The organism is Bacillus sp. FSL K6-1284, assembly GCF_038002625.1.
GTDB lineage: Bacteria > Bacillota > Bacilli > Bacillales > Bacillaceae > Bacillus > Bacillus paralicheniformis.
Genome location: NZ_JBBOCW010000001.1, coordinates 364,626 through 382,287, shown reverse-complemented (window position 1 = coordinate 382,287; position 17,662 = coordinate 364,626). Strand labels below are relative to the sequence as shown.

Annotated in this window: 18 protein-coding genes; 5 read left to right on the top strand and 13 right to left on the bottom strand. The window is 46.2% G+C overall.

Going from position 1 to position 17,662, the window contains the following annotated elements:
- Positions 1 to 6: 6 nt before the first annotated feature.
- Entirely contained in the window at positions 7 to 690 is a 684-nt protein-coding gene (locus tag MHB72_RS02025; protein WP_026580507.1) for an amino acid ABC transporter permease, read from the top strand.
- A 158-nt stretch (positions 691 to 848) separates the two neighbouring features.
- Here the strand turns inward: MHB72_RS02025 and MHB72_RS02020 are convergent, their stop codons facing one another.
- Positions 849 to 1,010 carry a hypothetical protein gene (locus tag MHB72_RS02020; RefSeq protein ID WP_023855674.1) on the bottom strand — a complete coding sequence of 54 codons (162 nt, stop codon included), beginning with the start codon at positions 1,008 to 1,010 and terminating at the stop codon, positions 849 to 851.
- Between the two features lie 213 nt (positions 1,011 to 1,223).
- On the opposite strand from MHB72_RS02020, the gene MHB72_RS02015 reads away from it, so the two are divergent.
- On the top strand, positions 1,224 to 1,550 hold the full coding sequence (locus MHB72_RS02015; RefSeq protein ID WP_254122265.1) for a hypothetical protein: 327 nt from the start codon (positions 1,224 to 1,226) through the stop codon (positions 1,548 to 1,550).
- Between the two features lie 85 nt (positions 1,551 to 1,635).
- Here MHB72_RS02015 and MHB72_RS02010 read toward each other — a convergent pair whose 3' ends face one another.
- The 3 genes from MHB72_RS02010 to MHB72_RS02000 all read right to left on the bottom strand — a co-directional run bounded on the left by MHB72_RS02010 (position 1,636) and on the right by MHB72_RS02000 (position 3,439).
- Positions 1,636 to 1,977, bottom strand: a complete 342-nt coding sequence (locus MHB72_RS02010; RefSeq protein ID WP_020450088.1) for a DUF3147 family protein — start codon at positions 1,975 to 1,977, stop codon at positions 1,636 to 1,638.
- Positions 1,968 to 2,396, bottom strand: a complete 429-nt coding sequence (locus MHB72_RS02005; protein WP_043054046.1) for a MarR family winged helix-turn-helix transcriptional regulator — start codon at positions 2,394 to 2,396, stop codon at positions 1,968 to 1,970. The genes MHB72_RS02010 and MHB72_RS02005 overlap by 10 nt, the downstream gene beginning before the upstream one ends.
- Before the next feature lie 86 nt (positions 2,397 to 2,482).
- Positions 2,483 to 3,439, bottom strand: coding sequence for an acetylxylan esterase (locus tag MHB72_RS02000; RefSeq protein ID WP_216921536.1), 957 nt, complete (start codon positions 3,437 to 3,439; stop codon positions 2,483 to 2,485).
- Positions 3,440 to 3,618: 179 nt separating this feature from the next.
- On the opposite strand from MHB72_RS02000, the gene MHB72_RS01995 reads away from it, so the two are divergent.
- Both MHB72_RS01995 and MHB72_RS01990 read left to right on the top strand, forming a co-directional pair.
- A complete protein-coding gene (locus MHB72_RS01995; RefSeq protein WP_216921539.1) occupies positions 3,619 to 4,530 on the top strand; it encodes a permease in 912 nt (303 codons plus the stop codon).
- Positions 4,531 to 4,534: 4 nt separating this feature from the next.
- Positions 4,535 to 5,380, top strand: coding sequence for a TIGR03943 family putative permease subunit (locus tag MHB72_RS01990; RefSeq protein WP_035337281.1), 846 nt, complete (start codon positions 4,535 to 4,537; stop codon positions 5,378 to 5,380).
- A 37-nt stretch (positions 5,381 to 5,417) separates the two neighbouring features.
- Here MHB72_RS01990 and MHB72_RS01985 read toward each other — a convergent pair whose 3' ends face one another.
- The 7 genes from MHB72_RS01985 to nadE all read right to left on the bottom strand — a co-directional run bounded on the left by MHB72_RS01985 (position 5,418) and on the right by nadE (position 13,758).
- Positions 5,418 to 6,662: a PucR family transcriptional regulator gene (locus tag MHB72_RS01985; protein WP_023855679.1), complete on the bottom strand. Its 1,245-nt coding sequence runs from the start codon at positions 6,660 to 6,662 to the stop codon at positions 5,418 to 5,420.
- A 162-nt stretch (positions 6,663 to 6,824) separates the two neighbouring features.
- Entirely contained in the window at positions 6,825 to 8,273 is a 1,449-nt protein-coding gene (gene putP, locus MHB72_RS01980) for a sodium/proline symporter PutP (RefSeq protein WP_105980692.1), read from the bottom strand.
- A 130-nt stretch (positions 8,274 to 8,403) separates the two neighbouring features.
- Positions 8,404 to 9,954, bottom strand: a complete 1,551-nt coding sequence (gene pruA, locus MHB72_RS01975; protein ID WP_216921543.1) for an L-glutamate gamma-semialdehyde dehydrogenase — start codon at positions 9,952 to 9,954, stop codon at positions 8,404 to 8,406.
- A 23-nt stretch (positions 9,955 to 9,977) separates the two neighbouring features.
- On the bottom strand, positions 9,978 to 10,889 hold the full coding sequence (locus MHB72_RS01970; RefSeq protein WP_216921768.1) for a proline dehydrogenase family protein: 912 nt from the start codon (positions 10,887 to 10,889) through the stop codon (positions 9,978 to 9,980).
- 369 nt (positions 10,890 to 11,258) lie between these two features.
- A complete protein-coding gene (locus tag MHB72_RS01965) occupies positions 11,259 to 12,029 on the bottom strand; it encodes a nucleotidyltransferase domain-containing protein (RefSeq protein WP_026580500.1) in 771 nt (256 codons plus the stop codon).
- 261 nt (positions 12,030 to 12,290) lie between these two features.
- Complete coding sequence (locus tag MHB72_RS01960) at positions 12,291 to 12,818, bottom strand: shikimate kinase (protein ID WP_079289466.1); 528 nt, start codon at positions 12,816 to 12,818, stop codon at positions 12,291 to 12,293.
- A gap of 121 nt (positions 12,819 to 12,939) precedes the next feature.
- Complete coding sequence (nadE, locus tag MHB72_RS01955; protein WP_020450077.1) at positions 12,940 to 13,758, bottom strand: ammonia-dependent NAD(+) synthetase; 819 nt, start codon at positions 13,756 to 13,758, stop codon at positions 12,940 to 12,942.
- 176 nt (positions 13,759 to 13,934) lie between these two features.
- Between nadE and MHB72_RS01950 the strand changes: the two genes are divergently transcribed.
- Positions 13,935 to 15,269, top strand: coding sequence for an amino acid permease (locus MHB72_RS01950; RefSeq protein ID WP_216921546.1), 1,335 nt, complete (start codon positions 13,935 to 13,937; stop codon positions 15,267 to 15,269).
- Here the strand turns inward: MHB72_RS01950 and MHB72_RS01945 are convergent, their stop codons facing one another.
- Both MHB72_RS01945 and MHB72_RS01940 read right to left on the bottom strand, forming a co-directional pair.
- A complete protein-coding gene (locus MHB72_RS01945) occupies positions 15,270 to 15,908 on the bottom strand; it encodes a LysE family translocator (protein WP_023855684.1) in 639 nt (212 codons plus the stop codon).
- A 109-nt stretch (positions 15,909 to 16,017) separates the two neighbouring features.
- Positions 16,018 to 17,640 carry an L-lactate permease gene (locus MHB72_RS01940; RefSeq protein WP_023857807.1) on the bottom strand — a complete coding sequence of 541 codons (1,623 nt, stop codon included), beginning with the start codon at positions 17,638 to 17,640 and terminating at the stop codon, positions 16,018 to 16,020.
- Positions 17,641 to 17,662 lie beyond the last annotated feature (22 nt).

Here is a 17,662-nt window from a genome sequence, read left to right as displayed (position 1 = left end):
TGTCAATTGGGCTCTATTCAATGGGAGTATATTTTTAATGCAGAATTGGCTGCGAAATCGTTTCCTTATGTGATGCAAGGCATATGGAATACGCTTTTTATTTCATTTGCGAGCATGTTTGCCGGTTTAATTCTCGGTTTTTTCATCGCGCTTGGGCGCATGTCGGAGATCTCTTTGCTTCGTTGGCCGGCAAGAATCTATATTTCGTTTATGAGAGGCGTTCCGATCCTTGTCATTCTATTTATTCTTTATTTTGGTTTTCCTTATATCGGAATCCAATTTACGGCTTTGACTGCTGCCTTAATCGGCTTCAGCATGAACAGCGCCGCATACATTGCCGAGATTATCCGCTCGGCCCTGTCGTCCGTTGACAGAGGGCAGTGGGACGCTGCAAAATCGATCGGCTTTTCCTACTGGCAGACGATGTGCCACGTGATTGTCCCTCAATCGATTAGAATTGCACTCCCGCCTCTTGCAAACGTAATGCTTGATCTCGTTAAAGCGTCTTCCCTCGCCGCCATGATCACCGTGCCTGAATTGTTTCAACAGGCAAAAATCGTAGGCGGACGGGAGTTCGACTATATGACGATGTATATTTTAGTTGCCTTGATTTACTGGGCCGTTTGCTCGGCGATCGCTTTGCTCCAGGATTTCCTGGAAAAGCGGACAGAGGTTTATATCAAAAAATAGCAAGAAGCTGCCGGGTGCTCCGGCGGCTTTCCATACTGTGAAACGGAGGCGGTATTATCCATATCCTCAGATCGACTTATTTTCACGCAGATCACCTTTATACGATCGACAGAAACAAATTAAGCTATCAAACCGATCCATCAGGCCATTTCCAAGCATCATACGTCTGCTGCAACCATACGAATGCCGAAGACCGCATCCATATATCCGTTTTCTTTGAAGGAAATGACCGGCCCTCGCAAACCTTTCCATCCATCGTTCCCGCTCATTCGTCCAAGGAAATCAAAATCAGGCTCCAGCATGTTCCTGCGGGCAGACACATCGTTTATATCATCACCCAGTCCTTCATGTTCGACCCAAAGGCTGAGCACGATTGCAAATGGAATCGGGATGCCGACGATGTAGCACCCTACTATTTTGAATTGATTTCACATGCCCCGCATTCTGACCGGCTCTCGACTCATCCTGCTTGCATTGAACCTGTTAACTGTCAAATGAACAGCGGCAGCCCATCTCAAACAAGATTGATTTACTTGTCTGACAAAGCAGGAAACCCGGTTGAAAAAAACGGCCGAGAAGATCTGTATATCTCTTTGGTCAACCAGGAAGCGCATCGTTTAAAGGGCTATTTATATTGCTTTGAAAACGGGGAATATCAAAAGTTCATGGTCAGTCAATCTAAAGCTCAAGCATTCTCCTATGAACTCGCTCCTGAAACCGTCCAGACTTATCCGATAAACTTAAAAATACTCGGGAACCATTATTTCAGATTTCTGTCGACATCCATCCCGCCCGAGGGGCCATACAGAGACGTTCCTTTTCCGGCGAGGATGATTTATTACTCCAAGCTTTATACGTGACAGTCTCATACAGGGGGGTATGCCGCTCCCTGATCGTTTCAGCCGCTTGTGCGGCAGCACAAACGGCTTCTTATTCCATTCCCCTTCACCCGAATATCGCATGGATGAGAGCCTTTTGCAGCATTAAACACCCGCCCCATCCGCATACTCCAAACACAACAGAAATGACAACCGGAAATGATGCTTTTAAACTCAAAACCACGATCAAAAGGAGAACCGCCGTGGCGGGAAAGCCCCATAGCACGCCTTTCGCGAATTGGCTTAAATGCTTTAAAGATTCCCCTTGTACACTAAGCCAAAATAAACTCAGCAGACTGACAAGAGGCAAAGCCGCAATCATTCCGCCCATTTCAGGCGATTTTCGTGCAATTTCGGTTATAATGGCGATCAATATTGCAGAAACCCCGATTTTCACTATTAAAAACATGATTTTGCCTCCCGGCTCAACAAGGAAAATGCTGTTTTAATCATTTCGACTTCTTCCTCATTTAATTGCTCCAGCACCTTTTGCAGTTTTTTCGGATGAAGTCTCGTATGCCGTTTCACTGCTTCTTCACCTTCAGGCGTTAACGTGACGTAGACTTTGCGTTCATCGCTGCTGTCCCGGTTTTTCTGTACAAGTCCTTTTTGTATCAGTCTTTTCACATGTTCTGATGCCGTATTATGAGAGACATCCAATAATTTTGCTAAATGGCCAATGGTCACCAAGCGGTTTTTTTCGATATGCTGAAGCATTCGAACCGCGTGGTGAGACAAATGATCATCATGCTTTGTGTGCAGATGGTAGTAAATATCCGTCCAGTCCTGATTCATCATTTCTATGATTTTCTCTGTATTCACTTTCATCACCCTCTCTAATTATATCTTATAATACGATATATTCTTAAATCAAGACATAAAAAAACCCGGCTTCACCGGGTGTTCACTTTTATTCATTTCAGGTGCTTTCTCAAAAACGCCAGCTTTTCGGTTTGGAACGGCGGGATGTATTCGTGTCCAAAATAGCGGTACACTTTTATTTCTTTATCCGTTTTCAAGTGATTGTAAGCCGCAAAGACGGTGGATGGCGGTGTGATGGTGTCAACCAGTCCGATCGACATGAGAACGGGCGCTTTGACCGCTTGAGCAAGGTTCATGATATCAAAATAAGACAGGGTCCGCATAGCCGCCTGTTCAATATCCGGGCTGGTGTTTCTTCTGAAAAAGGAGTTGATTTCGAGATAAGGCTGGTCGATCGCTATATCGATCGCTCGTTGAAAATTGCTTAAATAAGGGTATTCGGACACGGCTGCTTTTGGAATATCGGACAGCGCCGAAACCGCGACAGCCAGCCCGCCTCCTTGGCTTGCCCCGATCACTCCGATCCGCTTTTCATCGACTTCAGCAAAACCGCTGACCACTTCGACTGCTCGTACGGCATCTAAATAGACCCCTCTGTAGTAATATGTTTTCGGATCGAGGATTCCTTTTGTCATCCAGCCGGGTACATGTCCGTGTTGAGAGGTCTCTGTATCTTCACTGCTGCTCTGCCCGCGGACCAGCATACCGAATGCCGCATAACCGTGAAGAGCCCAATTGACAATATCATGAATGTCTCCGTCATAGCTGGCGTTATAGCCGTGATATTTGACGATCGCAGGATGCGGCCCTTGGCGGTCGGGTACTGCATACCAGCCTTTGATTCGCGCTCCCCCGGTGCTTCTGTATGTAAGCCAGTAGACTTTTACCCCGTCAGCCGGATATTCATGCGGTTCAAGCTCAGGCTCCGCTTTTATATTTGACAATTCCTCCAATGAACCCTTCCAGAACTCTTCAAAATCAGCCGGTGCCGTCCGTTCCGGTTTATACTGGTAAAGCTGTTCTAGCGGCATATCATAAGGCTGCTGCATCTTGTCTTTCCCCTCTTCTTTTCATTTTTTGAATATTCTTATCATAACATTCCCCTTCAAGGCTGTGTATTGATTTTATATGTATTGATTCTGTCACTTCTGCTCCTCCCATTATCTGACCCCGCCGCACAAAACCGCTTTTTCAATTTATGTTATAATGCTAGATTGAAACTAAAAATATGCATTTGCGCGGAGGTTTTTTTGTGGCTTCACAATCCTTTCTGCAGCTGAACTCAATATTTATCAGTATATTAATAGAAGCGATTCCGTTCGTTTTGATCGGGGTTTTTATATCAGGTTTGATTCAAATGTTTGTGACGGAGGAGATGATGGCGAAAATCATCCCGCAAAACCGATTTCTCGCCGTTTTGTCAGGGACATTTGCCGGGGTATTGTTTCCGGCTTGCGAGTGCGGCATCGTTCCGATTGCCCGCAGGCTGCTTTTAAAGGGCGTACCGCTTCACGCAGCGGTCGCCTTCATGCTGACGGCCCCGATCATCAATCCGATTGTGTTATTCTCGACATTCATCGCTTTCGGGAACAAATGGGATGTTGTGTTCTATCGCGGCGGGTTGGCGATTGCGGTGTCTCTCATTGCCGGGCTGATCATCTCTTATCAATTTAAAGGGAATCAGCTGATCGAGAACGGGACACGCGGCCAACACCACCATGCCCATGTGAACCAGTCTTTCCTGCAAAAGCTCGGCGGGACGCTCCGCCATGCAGTTGACGAGTTTTTCTCAGTCGGAAAATATTTGATCATCGGCGCATTTGTCGCAGCGGCAATGCAGACGTATATTAAAACATCTACCCTTTTGGCGATCGGGCAGAATGATGTATCTTCCTCCCTTGTTATGATGGGGCTGTCATTTGTGCTGTCCCTTTGTTCAGAGGTCGACGCTTTTATTGCTTCTTCTTTCAGCAGCACGTTTTCACTCGGCTCACTTATCGCCTTTCTTGTATTCGGAGCGATGGTGGACATCAAAAATCTGCTGATGATGCTCGGCATCTTTAAAAAACGCTTTGTGTTTGTCTTAATCGCCTACATCGCCGTTATTGTCTTAGCCGGATCACTGTTGGTAAAGGGGTGAGAACATGTTTCGCACATTCATTTTAATGTTGTTTACGTTTTTCTTTTTTCATCTTCATGCATCCGGCAATCTGACAAAATATATTAATATGAAATATGCTTACCTTTCATACATCGCTATTTTTCTTCTGGCCATTTTGACAGCGGTGCAATTCTACATTTATATGAAAGGCTCAGACGAAAAAGGATGTGACCGCGACTGCGGATGCGGCCATGATCACGATCATGAAAAAGATAAGCCTTTTCTGAAAAGGATGTTCATTTATTTCGTGTTCATCTTCCCTTTATGCACCGGACTTTTTCTGCCGGCAGCGACGCTTGATTCCAATATCGTCAAGTCGAAGGGCTTCTCGTTCAAAGCGATCGAACAGCCGGAGCATTATGCCCAAACCCAGTACCTGCGCCCTGATACAAGCATCTACTACGGCGAGGAAGGGTACGATGAATTGATGAATAAAGCGCTGAAAAATTATAAAGGAAAACAGCATATTTCATTAAAAGACGATGATTTTTTGAAGGGCATGGAAACGATCTATCAATATCCGGGAGAATTCCTTGACCGAACGATCGAATTCGACGGTTTTGCCTTTAAAGGGGAAGCGATCAATGATAAACAGCTGTTTGTTCTCCGCTTCGGAATCATTCATTGCATCGCCGACTCGGGAGTCTACGGTATGCTGGTCGAATTCCCTGAACATACGAATATTAAAGACGATCAGTGGCTCCATGTAAAAGGAACGCTGTCTAACGAATACTATCAGCCTTTTAAATCTACGATTCCCGTGATGAAGGTGAAGGATTGGTCTCCTATAAAAGAGCCGAAAGATCCTTACGTTTATCGGACATATTAAAAGCCGGCACTTCATGCACCGGCTTTTCTTTTTCTGTTTACGATTTGTAGCCTGCTTTCTTCATCAGCATTAAATCGATAAACAATTGACATCTAGTATTAAAATCATTGAGATCGATCGATGTCATTTCCAATATTTGTTTGATACGGTAGTTGAGCGTGTTTTGGTGGATAAACAGCTGTTCTGCGGATGGCTTGACCTTGCAGTTGTTGACGAGATAAATTTCAAGCGTTCTCAAAAATTCGGTGTGGCTTTCTTTATCTTTTTCTTTCAGCAGCTGAAGGTCCGGGTTTACATATTGCAGATGATCGTTTTTTGCGGCGATTTGGTCAAGATACCTGAAAAGCCCGAGCTTTTGGTATTCATAGGGAATGTGTTCCTGGCTTCCCGTGATTTCAGCTGCTTTCGTCACTTGGAGCGCCTCTCTGTAGCTTCTGCCAAGGGACAGCGGGCTGCTGTACTCATTGCCGACCCCGATTAAAATAAGAGGCAGCATTTGCGAGCGCAAATGGGTCAACAGACGGTTGATCAGTTCTGAGGCCGCAGCCAGCGCGGAACGCTTGCGCGACACACTGCCGACAATGATGGCGATATTCGAATGATCCTCCAATACGTGACTGATATTATCTTTCAGGTTTAAATAAGACCGGATCGTTTCCTTCAGATCCTCGAGCAGTTCATCCTCCCCGTCAACGACTTGAAGCACCATGACGGTAAACACGGCCGGCAGGACAACGCTCGCCTTATCGGCGGCTGCTTTCAGCTCTTTTTCCGTTTGAAACTGATCGTTAATTGCCTTTTTGTAAAGCTCTTCCGCCTGTTCTTCTTTTTCTTGTTTGAGGCGTTTTTTCTTATAAATGATCTTCCCGACATGAAAGGATGCTTTGTATAAGAAATCAAGCTCTTCATCAGACAAGTCGTCTTCAATCTCCTGCACCCAGATATAGCCCATAATTTCGTCTTTATACTTGGCGCTGACGACAACCCGCTGGTTTAACCCGATTTCTTCAATCTGTTTTACCCTAAAAGGAGTCGGAATCGTTTTCAATTGATCAATAATGCCTTCTTCGACGAACTTTTCAAAGATCGGCAGCGGACATTTTTTGGAGAAAATCGTTTGCTGGTTTGCTGCATCAAAATGGTTAATATAATAGGAGTTATAAGCTAATAAGAAAAAATCTGCGCTTTCCAGTATGACCGGCTTTTTCAGCTCGCCGCTGATAAAGTCAATGATCTCATTAATGTTTGAAAGAGAAACAACTTGTTCTAATAGCTCTTCCATATCCTTTCTCCTACTCGTTTTTAACTTAATCATACTTCTCCTTTACACTCTTGTATAGACTTATATGCGACTTTTAAAAAAATGGGATCAATCCCCTGTTAGAAGGGGGGGAGAAGGCCTATAAAAAGAGAGACGGAGAATGGTTCCCCATCTCCATCATCGTTACAGTGTTTGTTTGTATTGCTCGAATTCATCAAGCACCTGCTGCTCCGGTTTTGATGTCAATAGACTGACGACAAACACAAACAGCAAGCTGGCGGCAAAGCCCGGAATCATTTCATAAAGAACATCGGAAAGTCCGGCTTCCGCCCAAATGATGACGGTAACTGCTCCGGCAACCATTCCGGCAAGCGCCCCCCATTTTGTCATCCTCTTCCAAAACAAACTTAAGATGATCACTGGGCCGAACGACGCGCCGAAACCCGCCCAAGCATAGCTGACAAGACCGAGAATCGTATTGTTTTTTGTCCAGGCGAGACAGAGTCCGACAATGGAAACCGCCAAAACCGAAAGCCGTCCGAAAAAGACGAGTTCTTTGTCAGATGCAGAGCGTTTAAATAGCGTTTTGTATAAATCTTCAGTTAGAGAACTTGATGTAACTAGCAGCTGGGAGGAAATTGTACTCATAACCGCTGCTAAAATCGCCGAGATTAAAAAGCCTGTGATCAGAGGGTGAAACAGGATGTTCCCCAATTGAATGAAGATCGTTTCCGGATCATCCAAGTGAAGCCCGTTCTTCGAGTAATACGCAATACCGAGCAATCCGGTCAGCAGTGCGCCCGCACTTGAAAAGATCATCCAACCCATGCCGATCCGGCGAGCTTTCTTCGTTTCCTTGACAGAGGATATCGCCATAAAGCGCACGATAATGTGAGGCTGTCCAAAGTAGCCGAGGCCCCATGCGAACAAGGAGATGATGCCAAGGACACTCGTTCCTTTAAAAATATTGAGGAGGTTAGGATCGATCGACTGGATTTCGCTGAAGGCTTCTCCAGGTCCTCCCGTCTGAATGACCGTCACAATCGGAACAAGAACTAACGCGACAAACATAATGATACCTTGGACAAAGTCCGTCCAGCTGACTGCCAAAAACCCGCCGAAAAGCGTGTAAGCCACGACGACGCCCGAAATGAGCCACAGCCCTGTATGGTAATCCAAATTAAACATGCTGTTAAATAAAACGCCCCCGGAAACCATTCCTGATGATACATAAAACGTAAAAAAGGTAATAATGACGACTCCGGAAAATATTCGCAGGATCTTTGATTTGTCATGAAAGCGGTTTTCTAAAAATGCAGGGATGGTGATCGAATTGCCTGCTACCTCGGTGTATGACCTCAAGCGCGGCGCCACAAAAATCCAGTTCGCCCATGCACCGAGTACAAGGCCGATGACAATCCATGAACCGCTCAGGCCTGTTGCAAACATGGCGCCCGGCAGCCCCATCAAAAGCCAGCCGCTCATGTCTGATGCGCCGGCGCTGAGCGCCGTGACAGCAGGCCCGAGCGTCCGTCCGCCAAGCATATAGTCTGAGAGGTTTGCTGTCCGTTTGTAAGCGTAATACCCAATATAAAGCATCCCTACCATGTAAATCACGATGGAAATGATCAATTGTACGTTCTGAATAAGAATCTCCCCCCAAGATGCCGTTTATCTAAATTTTTAGACTAATTTCTCTTTTTTTGAAGGCAGCCTATGAAAGGCTGCCTTCGTCCCCCTGTTTAACCCCTTTTCTTACACCTTAAAACGTTTCACTGATCGTTTTCGCCTGCATGTGAAGCGCAAGATAATCAGGGCCGCCCGCTTTAGAATCAGTTCCCGACATTTTGAAACCGCCAAACGGATGGTAGCCGACGATCGCCCCTGTACAGTTGCGGTTGAAATACAGATTTCCGACATGGAATTCTTGTTTTGCTCTGTTGATATGGTCGCGGTTTTTAGTAATGACCGCGCCTGTCAGGCCGTATTCGGTGTTGTTGGCAACTTCCAGCGCCTCATCAAAGCTGCAGACTTTTGAGAAAGCAACAACAGGTCCGAAAATTTCTTCCTGCATTAACCGGGCTTTCGGATCCAGATCGGCAAAGATCGTCGGATCGATGAAGTAGCCTTTTGAATCATCGCCTTTTCCTCCGCTGACTAAGCGGCCTTCTTCTTTTCCGATTTCGATATAGTCCATGATTTTATTATACGATGCCTGGTCGATGACAGGTCCCATATAAACGTCCGCGCTGTCAGGCTCTCCGACTTTCTTGGACTCCGTAATTTCGATTACGCGCTTCAATACTTCGTCATATACCTTTTCATGCACGACAGCCCGTGAACCTGCTGAACATTTTTGGCCTGCAAAGCCGAAGGCAGATGTGAAAATTGATTGTGCAGCCAATTCAATGTCACAATCCTCATCAACGACGACCGTATCTTTTCCGCCCATTTCAGCAATCACTTGTTTTAAGTGTGTCTGACCAGGCTGAACCTTCGCTGCACGCTCAAAAATGCGCGTTCCGACTTCCCTTGAACCTGTAAACGTAATGATGCTTGTTTTCGGATGATCCACCAGGTAATCCCCGACTTCAGCTCCGCTTCCAGGGACGAAGTTGACTACTCCTTTTGGAAGTCCGCTTTCTTCAAGCACTTCAACGAACTTGGCAGCAATGACAGGCGCTGCGCTTGCGGGCTTCAGAACAACCGTGTTTCCTGTCACGATCGGCGCAACCGTCGTTCCGGCCATGATCGCGAAGAGGAAGTTCCAAGGCGGAATAACAACCGTTACACCAGTCGGTGTGTACACATATTGATTTCGTTCGCCTTCACGGCTGTTAACCGGCTTTCCTTTCGCAAGCTCAATCATTTGCCGCGCATAGTATTCCATAAAATCGATCGCTTCTGCCGTATCCGCATCCGCTTCATTCCAAGGTTTACCTGCTTCTTTGACTAGAAGCGCAGAAAACTCATGCTTTTTGCGGCGCACATTGGCAGCCGCGCGGAATAAAACAGCCGCTCTTTCTTCAGGATCTGTGTATCTCCAAGTTTCAAACGCTTTCGCAGCCGCCTGAATGGCCTTTTCCGCATGATCCTGAGTAGCCTTGGATACCGTGCCTACAACTTCTTCTTTGTTTGCAGGATTGATCGATACGATCTTGTCTTCCGTTTCATACCTTTCTCCATCGATAACAAGAGGATAGGACTGACCCAGCCATTCGTTATTTACCGTTTCCAGAGCTTTTTCGAATGCCTTCCGGTTTTCTTCGATCCCGAAATTTGTAAATGGTTCGTGTTTGTAAGGTGTTGTCATGCTAATCTCCCCTTTTTATCGTTTTATTTCTTCGTCATGCCTTTAAACGCAAAAGCGATGTTGGCAGGCCGTTCGGCAAGCCGTCTCATAAAGTATCCGTACCAGTCGTCTCCGTAAGGAAGATACACACGCATATTGTAGCCTTCCTTCACCAGTTCCAGCTGAGTTTTGCTGCGCATCCCGTACAGCATTTGAAATTCGAACCGGTCTTTGCCGATTTGATGCTCATTCGCAATTTCCTTGGTGTAATCAATCATCTTGTCGTCATGAGTTGCGATGGCTGTGTAATGGCCGCTCAGCAGCTGCTTTTTAATGAGCTTTTTGTAATTCTCATCTACATCTTTTTTGTCAGGAAACGCCACTTGCGGGGATTCTTTATAAGCTCCCTTCACAAGACGGAAAAACGGATTATACGGATTAAGCTCCTCCAAATCCTGTTCGGTCCGGTACAAATAAGCTTGCAGGACAGTGCTGACATACTCGTATTTCTGCCTGAACTCCTTAAAGAGGTCAAGCGTCTTTTGGCAGCGCACTTCATCTTCCATATCGATTGTGACCATCACTTTGTGCTGTTCGGCACATTCCAGGATGCTGGTCATATTATCCCTGACAAGGTCAAGGTCAATATCGAGCCCCAGTGACGTCATCTTTAATGAAACATGTGAATTAAGCTGTTCCTGAGCAATCAGCTGAATGGCCCGAATGCATTCCTGCGTGCGTTCCCTTGCGACTTCCCTGCTGTCTACAAATTCGCCCAAGTGATCAACTGTGACAGTCAATCCTTGTTCGTTCAGCCCCTTAATAATCGGAATTGAAGCTTCAAAATCTTTTCCTCCGATAATTTTTCCGGTCGCGACGGAACTCCCCCAATTTCTCGCCAGGCGATTCAGGATGCTGCTTTTAGATAAGAATAGGAAAAAGTCTCTTGTTATCACTTCCATTATCACACCCCGCCATCTCATGAAATATTTCTTTATATTCTTAATTTTATAAGAGCCAAGGGCCGATTCACAATATTTCGAAAATACAAAAAAGCTGACGATTTTTGTGGTTTTTCCACAATGTTTTACATCTGCTGGGATTTTTTCAGAAACTTTCTTCCTAAAACTTGGATGGTATACGACAATAGAATCAGGAAGAAACTTCGGTAAAGAACAGGATGCGTTTTCGGCGAACCCGTTTTTAAGAATGCCCTTTCTGCCGTTCCGCGCCGCTTTATTTGAAAACGCTTTCTGTTATACTCAACCATTTCCCTATGAATGCAAAGAAAAAACCCTTTAAGAATACTTAAAGGGAATATCATATTATGCCCACACCTCGTCTAGCGTTTCTCTAAACAGCCGGTCAAGCTCCTGCGTCAGATCTTCATGATCTGTTTTATATGCTTTGGCAACCGTCTGAAGCCGCTCCAATTCACGATCAATAAATGCGTGGAGGATAGGGTTTTGAGGTTCAAGATTGAACTCCTCCCCTTTCTTTTTCCTCTCAAGCAGCTGTTGGATTTCCGTTTTCAGCGGTCCATCTTCCGTAAGTTCGTCAAGCAAAACCTGAAATTCAATCGGAGGAACCGTCCGGCGGCTTTCAATCCACTGACAAGCCAGAATTGGGCGGAGCACATAAAAATATTTTTTGATTTTCACTTCTTCCCGCTGCAGATAGTGGCGGAAATTCCCTGATGCCATATTGAGATAATGGTACATGCAGGAGACTGGAGAAAAGGCGCGGCTTTTCAGCCGCCTCATGTTTTCCGCCAGCGAATAGGCTTCATAATAAACCGTTCCCGAGGAAAGCCATTCGAGAAGCGGAGGGTTTGATTTCCTAAACAGTCTTAACGCTTTTGTCAGCTCCCAACCGCTGATATCGAGAGAATCGTCAATCGGCAGTTCAATCACATCGCGCTTTGCATCAATTGACAGATACCAATCTTTTTGATGGACATAAATAAATCTGACATCGTAATCACTGTCCTGTGAGGGAAAGCCCCAGGCTCTGCTGCCCGATTCAACCGCATAGAGGATTTTAACACCGTATGTCGCTTCAATGTTTTTCAGTTCTTCTTGAATTCGCTGTTTCATAATAAGTGCACCGCCAGTTTATCGTTTCTATTATTTACATTATAGTGTCTGCTCAGGCATTAAGCGACTTTTTTGCGGTCGCAGAGCCAGAAAAGATCTTATCCAGAGAAGTGGCTGCCGTGTATCTTTGGCCTGCCCGTTTTTATGGCGGCGGGACGCCAAACGGTCAAACAAGACCGAAAGAGCCAATGATCAGACAAATCATTGGCTCAATATATTGACACAGCGATAGAAACAGCTTAATTAAACGTTTGTTTAAGATCAGGCAAGCCCCAGCATCTCCACAATGTAGTCGGCCGTTTCCTCGGCAGACCGGTGATCTGTTTCGACTTTCAAGTTGTGGAATGCATACATGCTCTTTCTCTCATTAAACAGCTGTTTCATTTCTTCGATTGAGCGGTTATGAAGAACCGGCCTGTTCTCAATCAAGAGATCCATCCGCTGCTTCCAACTCTCCCATGTTAAATCAAGAAAGATGACAAAGCAGTGTTCGAGACACTTCTTTCTGATGTCCTCCTGTTGGAAAGCGCCTCCCCCTAAAGATACGATGCTGCCCATTGTATGTTCGCACATCTGAAAAATATATTCTTTTTCAGTCTGTCTGAAAAACGCTTCCCCTTTTTGTTTAAACATCTCCGGAATAGTCATTTGAAAGTCATTTTCAATCTGCTGGTCGATATCGATAAAGTCGCGGTCTAATTTCTTTGACAGAAGCTGACCGATGGTTGTTTTCCCGACGCCCATAAACCCGATCAGCACGATATTCTTATCTCTCATTGCGGCATTCATTTCCAGCTTCTACTCCTCCTTGCATAAAGGAATCAAATATCTTAATTATAGGGCAAATCCAGCTTGAATGATATAGGGTGCCTGTTAATAAAAAAAGAGGCTGAAGTCAGCCTCTTTTTTGCTATTTCCACCAGTCGTCAAACATTGAAGCAGGGACTTGGCGTTTGTGCTCGGATGCCTTATAGCGTTTTTCGATCGCCTCGGCCACCTCGCTGGAGACGGCTTTTCCTTCAAGGTAGTCGTCGATGTTATCATACGTCAGGCCGAGCTCTGTTTCATCGGATTGCTGAGGTTTTTCATCAAGCAAATCGGCGGTCGGAGACTTCGTATAAAGCCGCTCCGGCGCTCCCAGTTCTTCCAGCAGGCTTCTGCCCTGGCGCTTTGTCAATCCTGTTAGCGGCAAAAGGTCTGCGCCTCCGTCTCCGTATTTTGTGAAGAATCCGGTAACAGCTTCTGCAGCATGGTCTGTTCCGATCACCAGCAGCTGATTTTGACCCCCGATCGCATATTGGGCAATCATCCGGACTCTTGCTTTTACATTGCCTTTGTGAAAATCGGCAAGCGCCTCTCCCGTGACTGACTGATATTGATCAGCAAATGAGCCTACAGTTGAAGCAATGTCAAAAGCAAAAGACTTGTCCGGCTGGATAAATTTGAGCGCCAGCTGGGCGTCATCTTCATCCTGCTGAACGCCGTAAGGCAAGCGGACCGCAATAAATTCCGCCTGAACGCCTTCTTCTCTCAATTCTTCAACAGCCAGCTGGGCAAGCCTGCCCGCCAATGTGGAGTCCTGTCCTCCGCTGATGCCTAAAACAAAACCTTTGGCACCCGTTTTTTTCAAATAGCTTTTTAAAAAACCGACCCTTTTTTCAATTTCCTGTTTCGGTTCGATAGAAGGCTTTACATTCAGTTCCTGCATGATTTTTTCTTGTAAAGTCATCCGTCATTCCTCCTTTTGACTGAATGAACCGTAATGATTATGTCTTTAACTATAGCATATGTTTTATTTCAAAGTGAATATTGAGGTGCGCAGAGAGCCTTTCCTCCCTCTTTTCTTCGTGAATAAAAAAGGCTCCCCATGGCAAAATAACAAGAAGATTTAGAGGGGTTGAAACGATGAAACGACAAGCGAAAAAAGGAGATTTAAAATGGTGGCAGCTCTCCATGATCGGAGTCGGCTGCACAATTGGAACGGGGTTTTTTCTCGGTTCAAGCATCGCGATTAAGAAAAGCGGCTTTTCCGTATTAGCCGCCTTTCTTCTTGCTGCCCTTGGCACTTTTCTCGTCTTTCAGCAGCTGGCGAAATTAACGGCGGATCATCCTGTTGAAGGGTCTTTTTGTTCTTATGCCAGGGAAGCCTTCGGCAATTGGGCGGGGTTTAGCAATGGCTGGGTCTACTGGTCATCGGAAATGCTGATTATCGGGAGTCAGTTGACAGCGATCTCCCTGTTTACACGCCATTGGTTTAACCAGGTTCCGCTGTGGGTGTTCGCCTCCATTTATGCGATTCTCGGGCTGATCGTCATTTTCACAGGGCGCAGCAGTTTTGAAAAAACGGAAAACATACTGGCCGTGTTGAAAACGGCGGCCATTTTAATGTTTATCATCATCGCTGTCTTGGCATTGTGCGGGCTGTTGCCAGGAAAAACGCCTGACGCGCAGTTCCCTGACCGGGTTCACGAATTGTTCCCTTTCGGCTTTATGGGATTATGGACGGGGTTGATTTACACATTTTACGCCTATGGAGGAATAGAAGTCATGGGTCTGATGGCGATTCACTTAAAAGACCCGAAAGATTCATCAAAATCAGGGAGCCTGATGCTCATAACCCTTGCTGTGATTTACGTCGCATCGATCGGGCTGGCCATGCTCCTAGTCCCCCACGGGGCATTTACCGAACAGAACAGCCCGTTTATTACGTCATTAAAAGACTTTCATCTCGATTTGATCATGGATATTTTCAACGGCATTTTCATTATCGCCGGTTTTTCAACGCTAACTGCTTCCCTGTTCGCTGTCACCACACTGATGGGAACAATGGCGAAAAATGGAGATGCACCGGTCTGCTTTGCGAAAAAAGAAAAGGCGAAAGTATCGTGGCCGGCACTCGGCCTGACGGTGCTCGTTCTCGCTGCTTCCATCGTTCTGTCGCTGCTTTTGCCGAAGCAGCTTTATGAACATATGACAACAGCCGCCAGCTTAATGCTGCTCTATAACTGGATGTTTATCCTGCTTTCCAGCAAAAAGCTCACAAAGCCAAAAATGAAAGGGAATGTCCAGATTATCACAGCGCTCGTCCTGATTTTATTTGCCGTTTCAGGTACGTTATTTGAAAAAAACAGCAGACCCGGCTTTTTTGTGAGCCTTCTGTTTCTTGCCGTTATTGCTGTTGTGACAATGCTGATGAAAAAAAGGTGGGCCCATCAGGAACAGAAAAACGGGCAGACATAATCAGCCTCCCGCCTTCAGCAGTTCGAGCATCCCCTGATAGCCGAAGTAACATCCGAAAACAATTAGACTGATGCCCGCGAGCCAAGTCGTTGCTTGGATCATCCGCGGGCTTAAAAATGTTCTGAATGTCCCCGCAAGAAAAGACATGGCCAAGTCCCACAAAAAAAGTCCGATTAAAATGCCTGAACTGCATATTAGCAGCTGGTATGATTCGTACGTTTCTACCGTTTTCGCCAAAATGCTTCCGTAAATGCCGAGCCAGAACATGATGCTCAGCGGGTTTGAAAGGGAGATCACCAGCCCAGACAAGAAAGATTTGCGGTATGAACCTTTCTCTCCCGCACCTCTCATCAGCGATACTTCCTTCGCCTTGACCAGGCTCTCGATCCCCGTATAGGTCAAAACAAAAAAACCAAACAGCCATAAAAACGTTTTTAAGAATGGCGCTGTCAAAAATTGAGCGACTCCAAAGTAGATTAAAGCCATATATAAGACATCCGCCGTCACAGCGCCAAGTCCAAACAGCCAGGCATGAAAGAATCCGCCTTTCATGCCCCTGTCGATCTGCGCCGCATTTACAGGGCCGACAGGTGCGGCCAATGACAAGCCCAAAAACACATAACTCAGGAAGATGTTTATCATATCTCGTCCCCCTTCCGCGGATAACTTGTACAATGTATTCAAAAAGAGGACATGATAGAACAAACAGCTTAAAAAGCCTTTTCCCATTGCGGGAAAAGGCTCTTCTTTATATGCCAAGCTTTGAAAGTGCAAATGTCCAAATGCATATGATGAAAAGCAGGATCAAGCTATATTTAACGGTTTGGCTGAAAAGCTTTGATTCCTGCCCTGTCTCTTGGACCGCGGCTGTTGCAATCGCAATCGACTGCGGTGAGATCAGCTTGGCCATCACGCCTCCCGCGGTATTGGCGGCAAGCAGCAACGCTGAGCTTGTCCCGATTTGCGCTCCGGTGACAGCTTGCAGGTGGCCGAATAATGCATTGTTGCTGACGACTGAACCAGTGATAAACACGCCGATCCAGCCCAATACGGGACTGACGAACGGAAAAATATCCCCCGCTTTGGCAAGCGCCAGTCCGATGGTTGAACTCAATCCGGCATAATTGGCCAGGTTTGCAAAACCCATCACAAAGCAAATGGTCAGAACGGGAAGCCACAGTTCCTTGACCGTCTCTTTCAGGCTGGAAAGTCCTCCGCGGAAACTGATGTTTCGGCTCAGCACAATCGTGAAGATCACGGCGATCAGTATCGCCGTACCCGTCGCTGAAATGAAGTCAAGCTTCATCACGGCATCAAGCGGTGCCGGTTCCGGAGCGATTGGCGGCGTTTTCAGCACTTCCCGGTGAAGAAAAGGCATGTTGAATAAAATCGTCGATTGTTTCAGCCATCCGCCTTCCTGAAAAAGTCCTTTAAAACCGGGCAGGCTCCACACCGCAATGACGGCGGTCAAGATATAAAACGGAGACCAGGCTTTCATAATGTCTGCTGCATGATATTTTTCAGCGGGTTCATGTTCATTCCCGGTTTCTCTGTATATGTGGCGCGGCTGCCACTTTTTCAAAAACAGCGCCAGCGCTCCCATACTGATTAAAGCGGCCAAAATGTCCGCAAGTTCCGGCCCCAATCCAATCATCGTTATAGTCTGCACCGCCGTATAGCTTCCGCTTAATACAAGGAGAGCCGGCAGCGTTTCCCTTATTCCTTTAAACCCGTCCAGTATGAAAACGAGCAGGAACGGGACAAAGAAAGTGATGAACGGCAGCATCAAAGCGAGCGTTCTGGAAAGCTCAACCGGTGTCAAGCCTCCCATCTGTGCTCCTGTGATTACCGGAATTCCGATCGCTCCAAAGGCCCCGGATGCCGCATTCGCAATTAAACATAGAGATGCCGCTTTTAAAGGTTTAAAACCAAGCTCGACAAGAAGAACGGCACTGATCGCAATCGGCACGCCGAAGCCTGCCGCGCCTTCCAAAAAGGCATTAAAACTGAACCCGATCAGCAATAACTGAAGCCGCTGGTCAGACGAAATCCCGGCAATGCTCGCTCTGATCACTTTAAACTTTCCGGTTTTGACAGAAATTTTGTAAAGCCATACAGCCATCAGGACAATATATCCGATCGGCCAAAGACCGTTTGCAATTCCAAGTAAAACGGCTGAGACAGCTTTCGCAGCCGGCATGTGAAAAAAGAAAACCGCTACAATAAAGCTGACCGCCAGCGTCAAAAATGACGCGATGATTCCTTTCATCTTCAGCACGGTCAATGCAAGGAGAAAGAAAAGAATCGGCAGAATGGCGGCAAAAGCGCTGATAAACAGATTCCCAAACGGATCGTATATCTGCTGCCACATTTTCATCATCTCGCAATCTTCA

Excerpts from the sequence above, each read along its gene's own strand:
- MHB72_RS02010 (WP_020450088.1), bottom strand. The coding sequence starts at position 1,977 with ATGTTTTTAATAGTGAAAATCGGGGTTTCTGCAATATTGATCGCCATT.
- MHB72_RS02005 (WP_043054046.1), bottom strand. The coding sequence starts at position 2,396 with ATGAAAGTGAATACAGAGAAAATCATAGAAATGATGAATCAGGACTGG.
- MHB72_RS02000 (WP_216921536.1), bottom strand. The coding sequence starts at position 3,439 with ATGCAGCAGCCTTATGATATGCCGCTAGAACAGCTTTACCAGTATAAA.
- MHB72_RS01995 (WP_216921539.1), top strand. The coding sequence starts at position 3,619 with ATGCATTTGCGCGGAGGTTTTTTTGTGGCTTCACAATCCTTTCTGCAG.
- MHB72_RS01990 (WP_035337281.1), top strand. The coding sequence starts at position 4,535 with ATGTTTCGCACATTCATTTTAATGTTGTTTACGTTTTTCTTTTTTCAT.
- MHB72_RS01985 (WP_023855679.1), bottom strand. The coding sequence starts at position 6,662 with ATGGAAGAGCTATTAGAACAAGTTGTTTCTCTTTCAAACATTAATGAG.
- pruA (WP_216921543.1), bottom strand. The coding sequence starts at position 9,954 with ATGACAACACCTTACAAACACGAACCATTTACAAATTTCGGGATCGAA.
- MHB72_RS01965 (WP_026580500.1), bottom strand. The coding sequence starts at position 12,029 with ATGAAACAGCGAATTCAAGAAGAACTGAAAAACATTGAAGCGACATAC.
- MHB72_RS01960 (WP_079289466.1), bottom strand. The coding sequence starts at position 12,818 with ATGAATGCCGCAATGAGAGATAAGAATATCGTGCTGATCGGGTTTATG.
- nadE (WP_020450077.1), bottom strand. The coding sequence starts at position 13,758 with ATGACTTTACAAGAAAAAATCATGCAGGAACTGAATGTAAAGCCTTCT.
- MHB72_RS01950 (WP_216921546.1), top strand. The coding sequence starts at position 13,935 with ATGAAACGACAAGCGAAAAAAGGAGATTTAAAATGGTGGCAGCTCTCC.
- MHB72_RS01940 (WP_023857807.1), bottom strand. The coding sequence starts at position 17,640 with ATGTGGCAGCAGATATACGATCCGTTTGGGAATCTGTTTATCAGCGCT.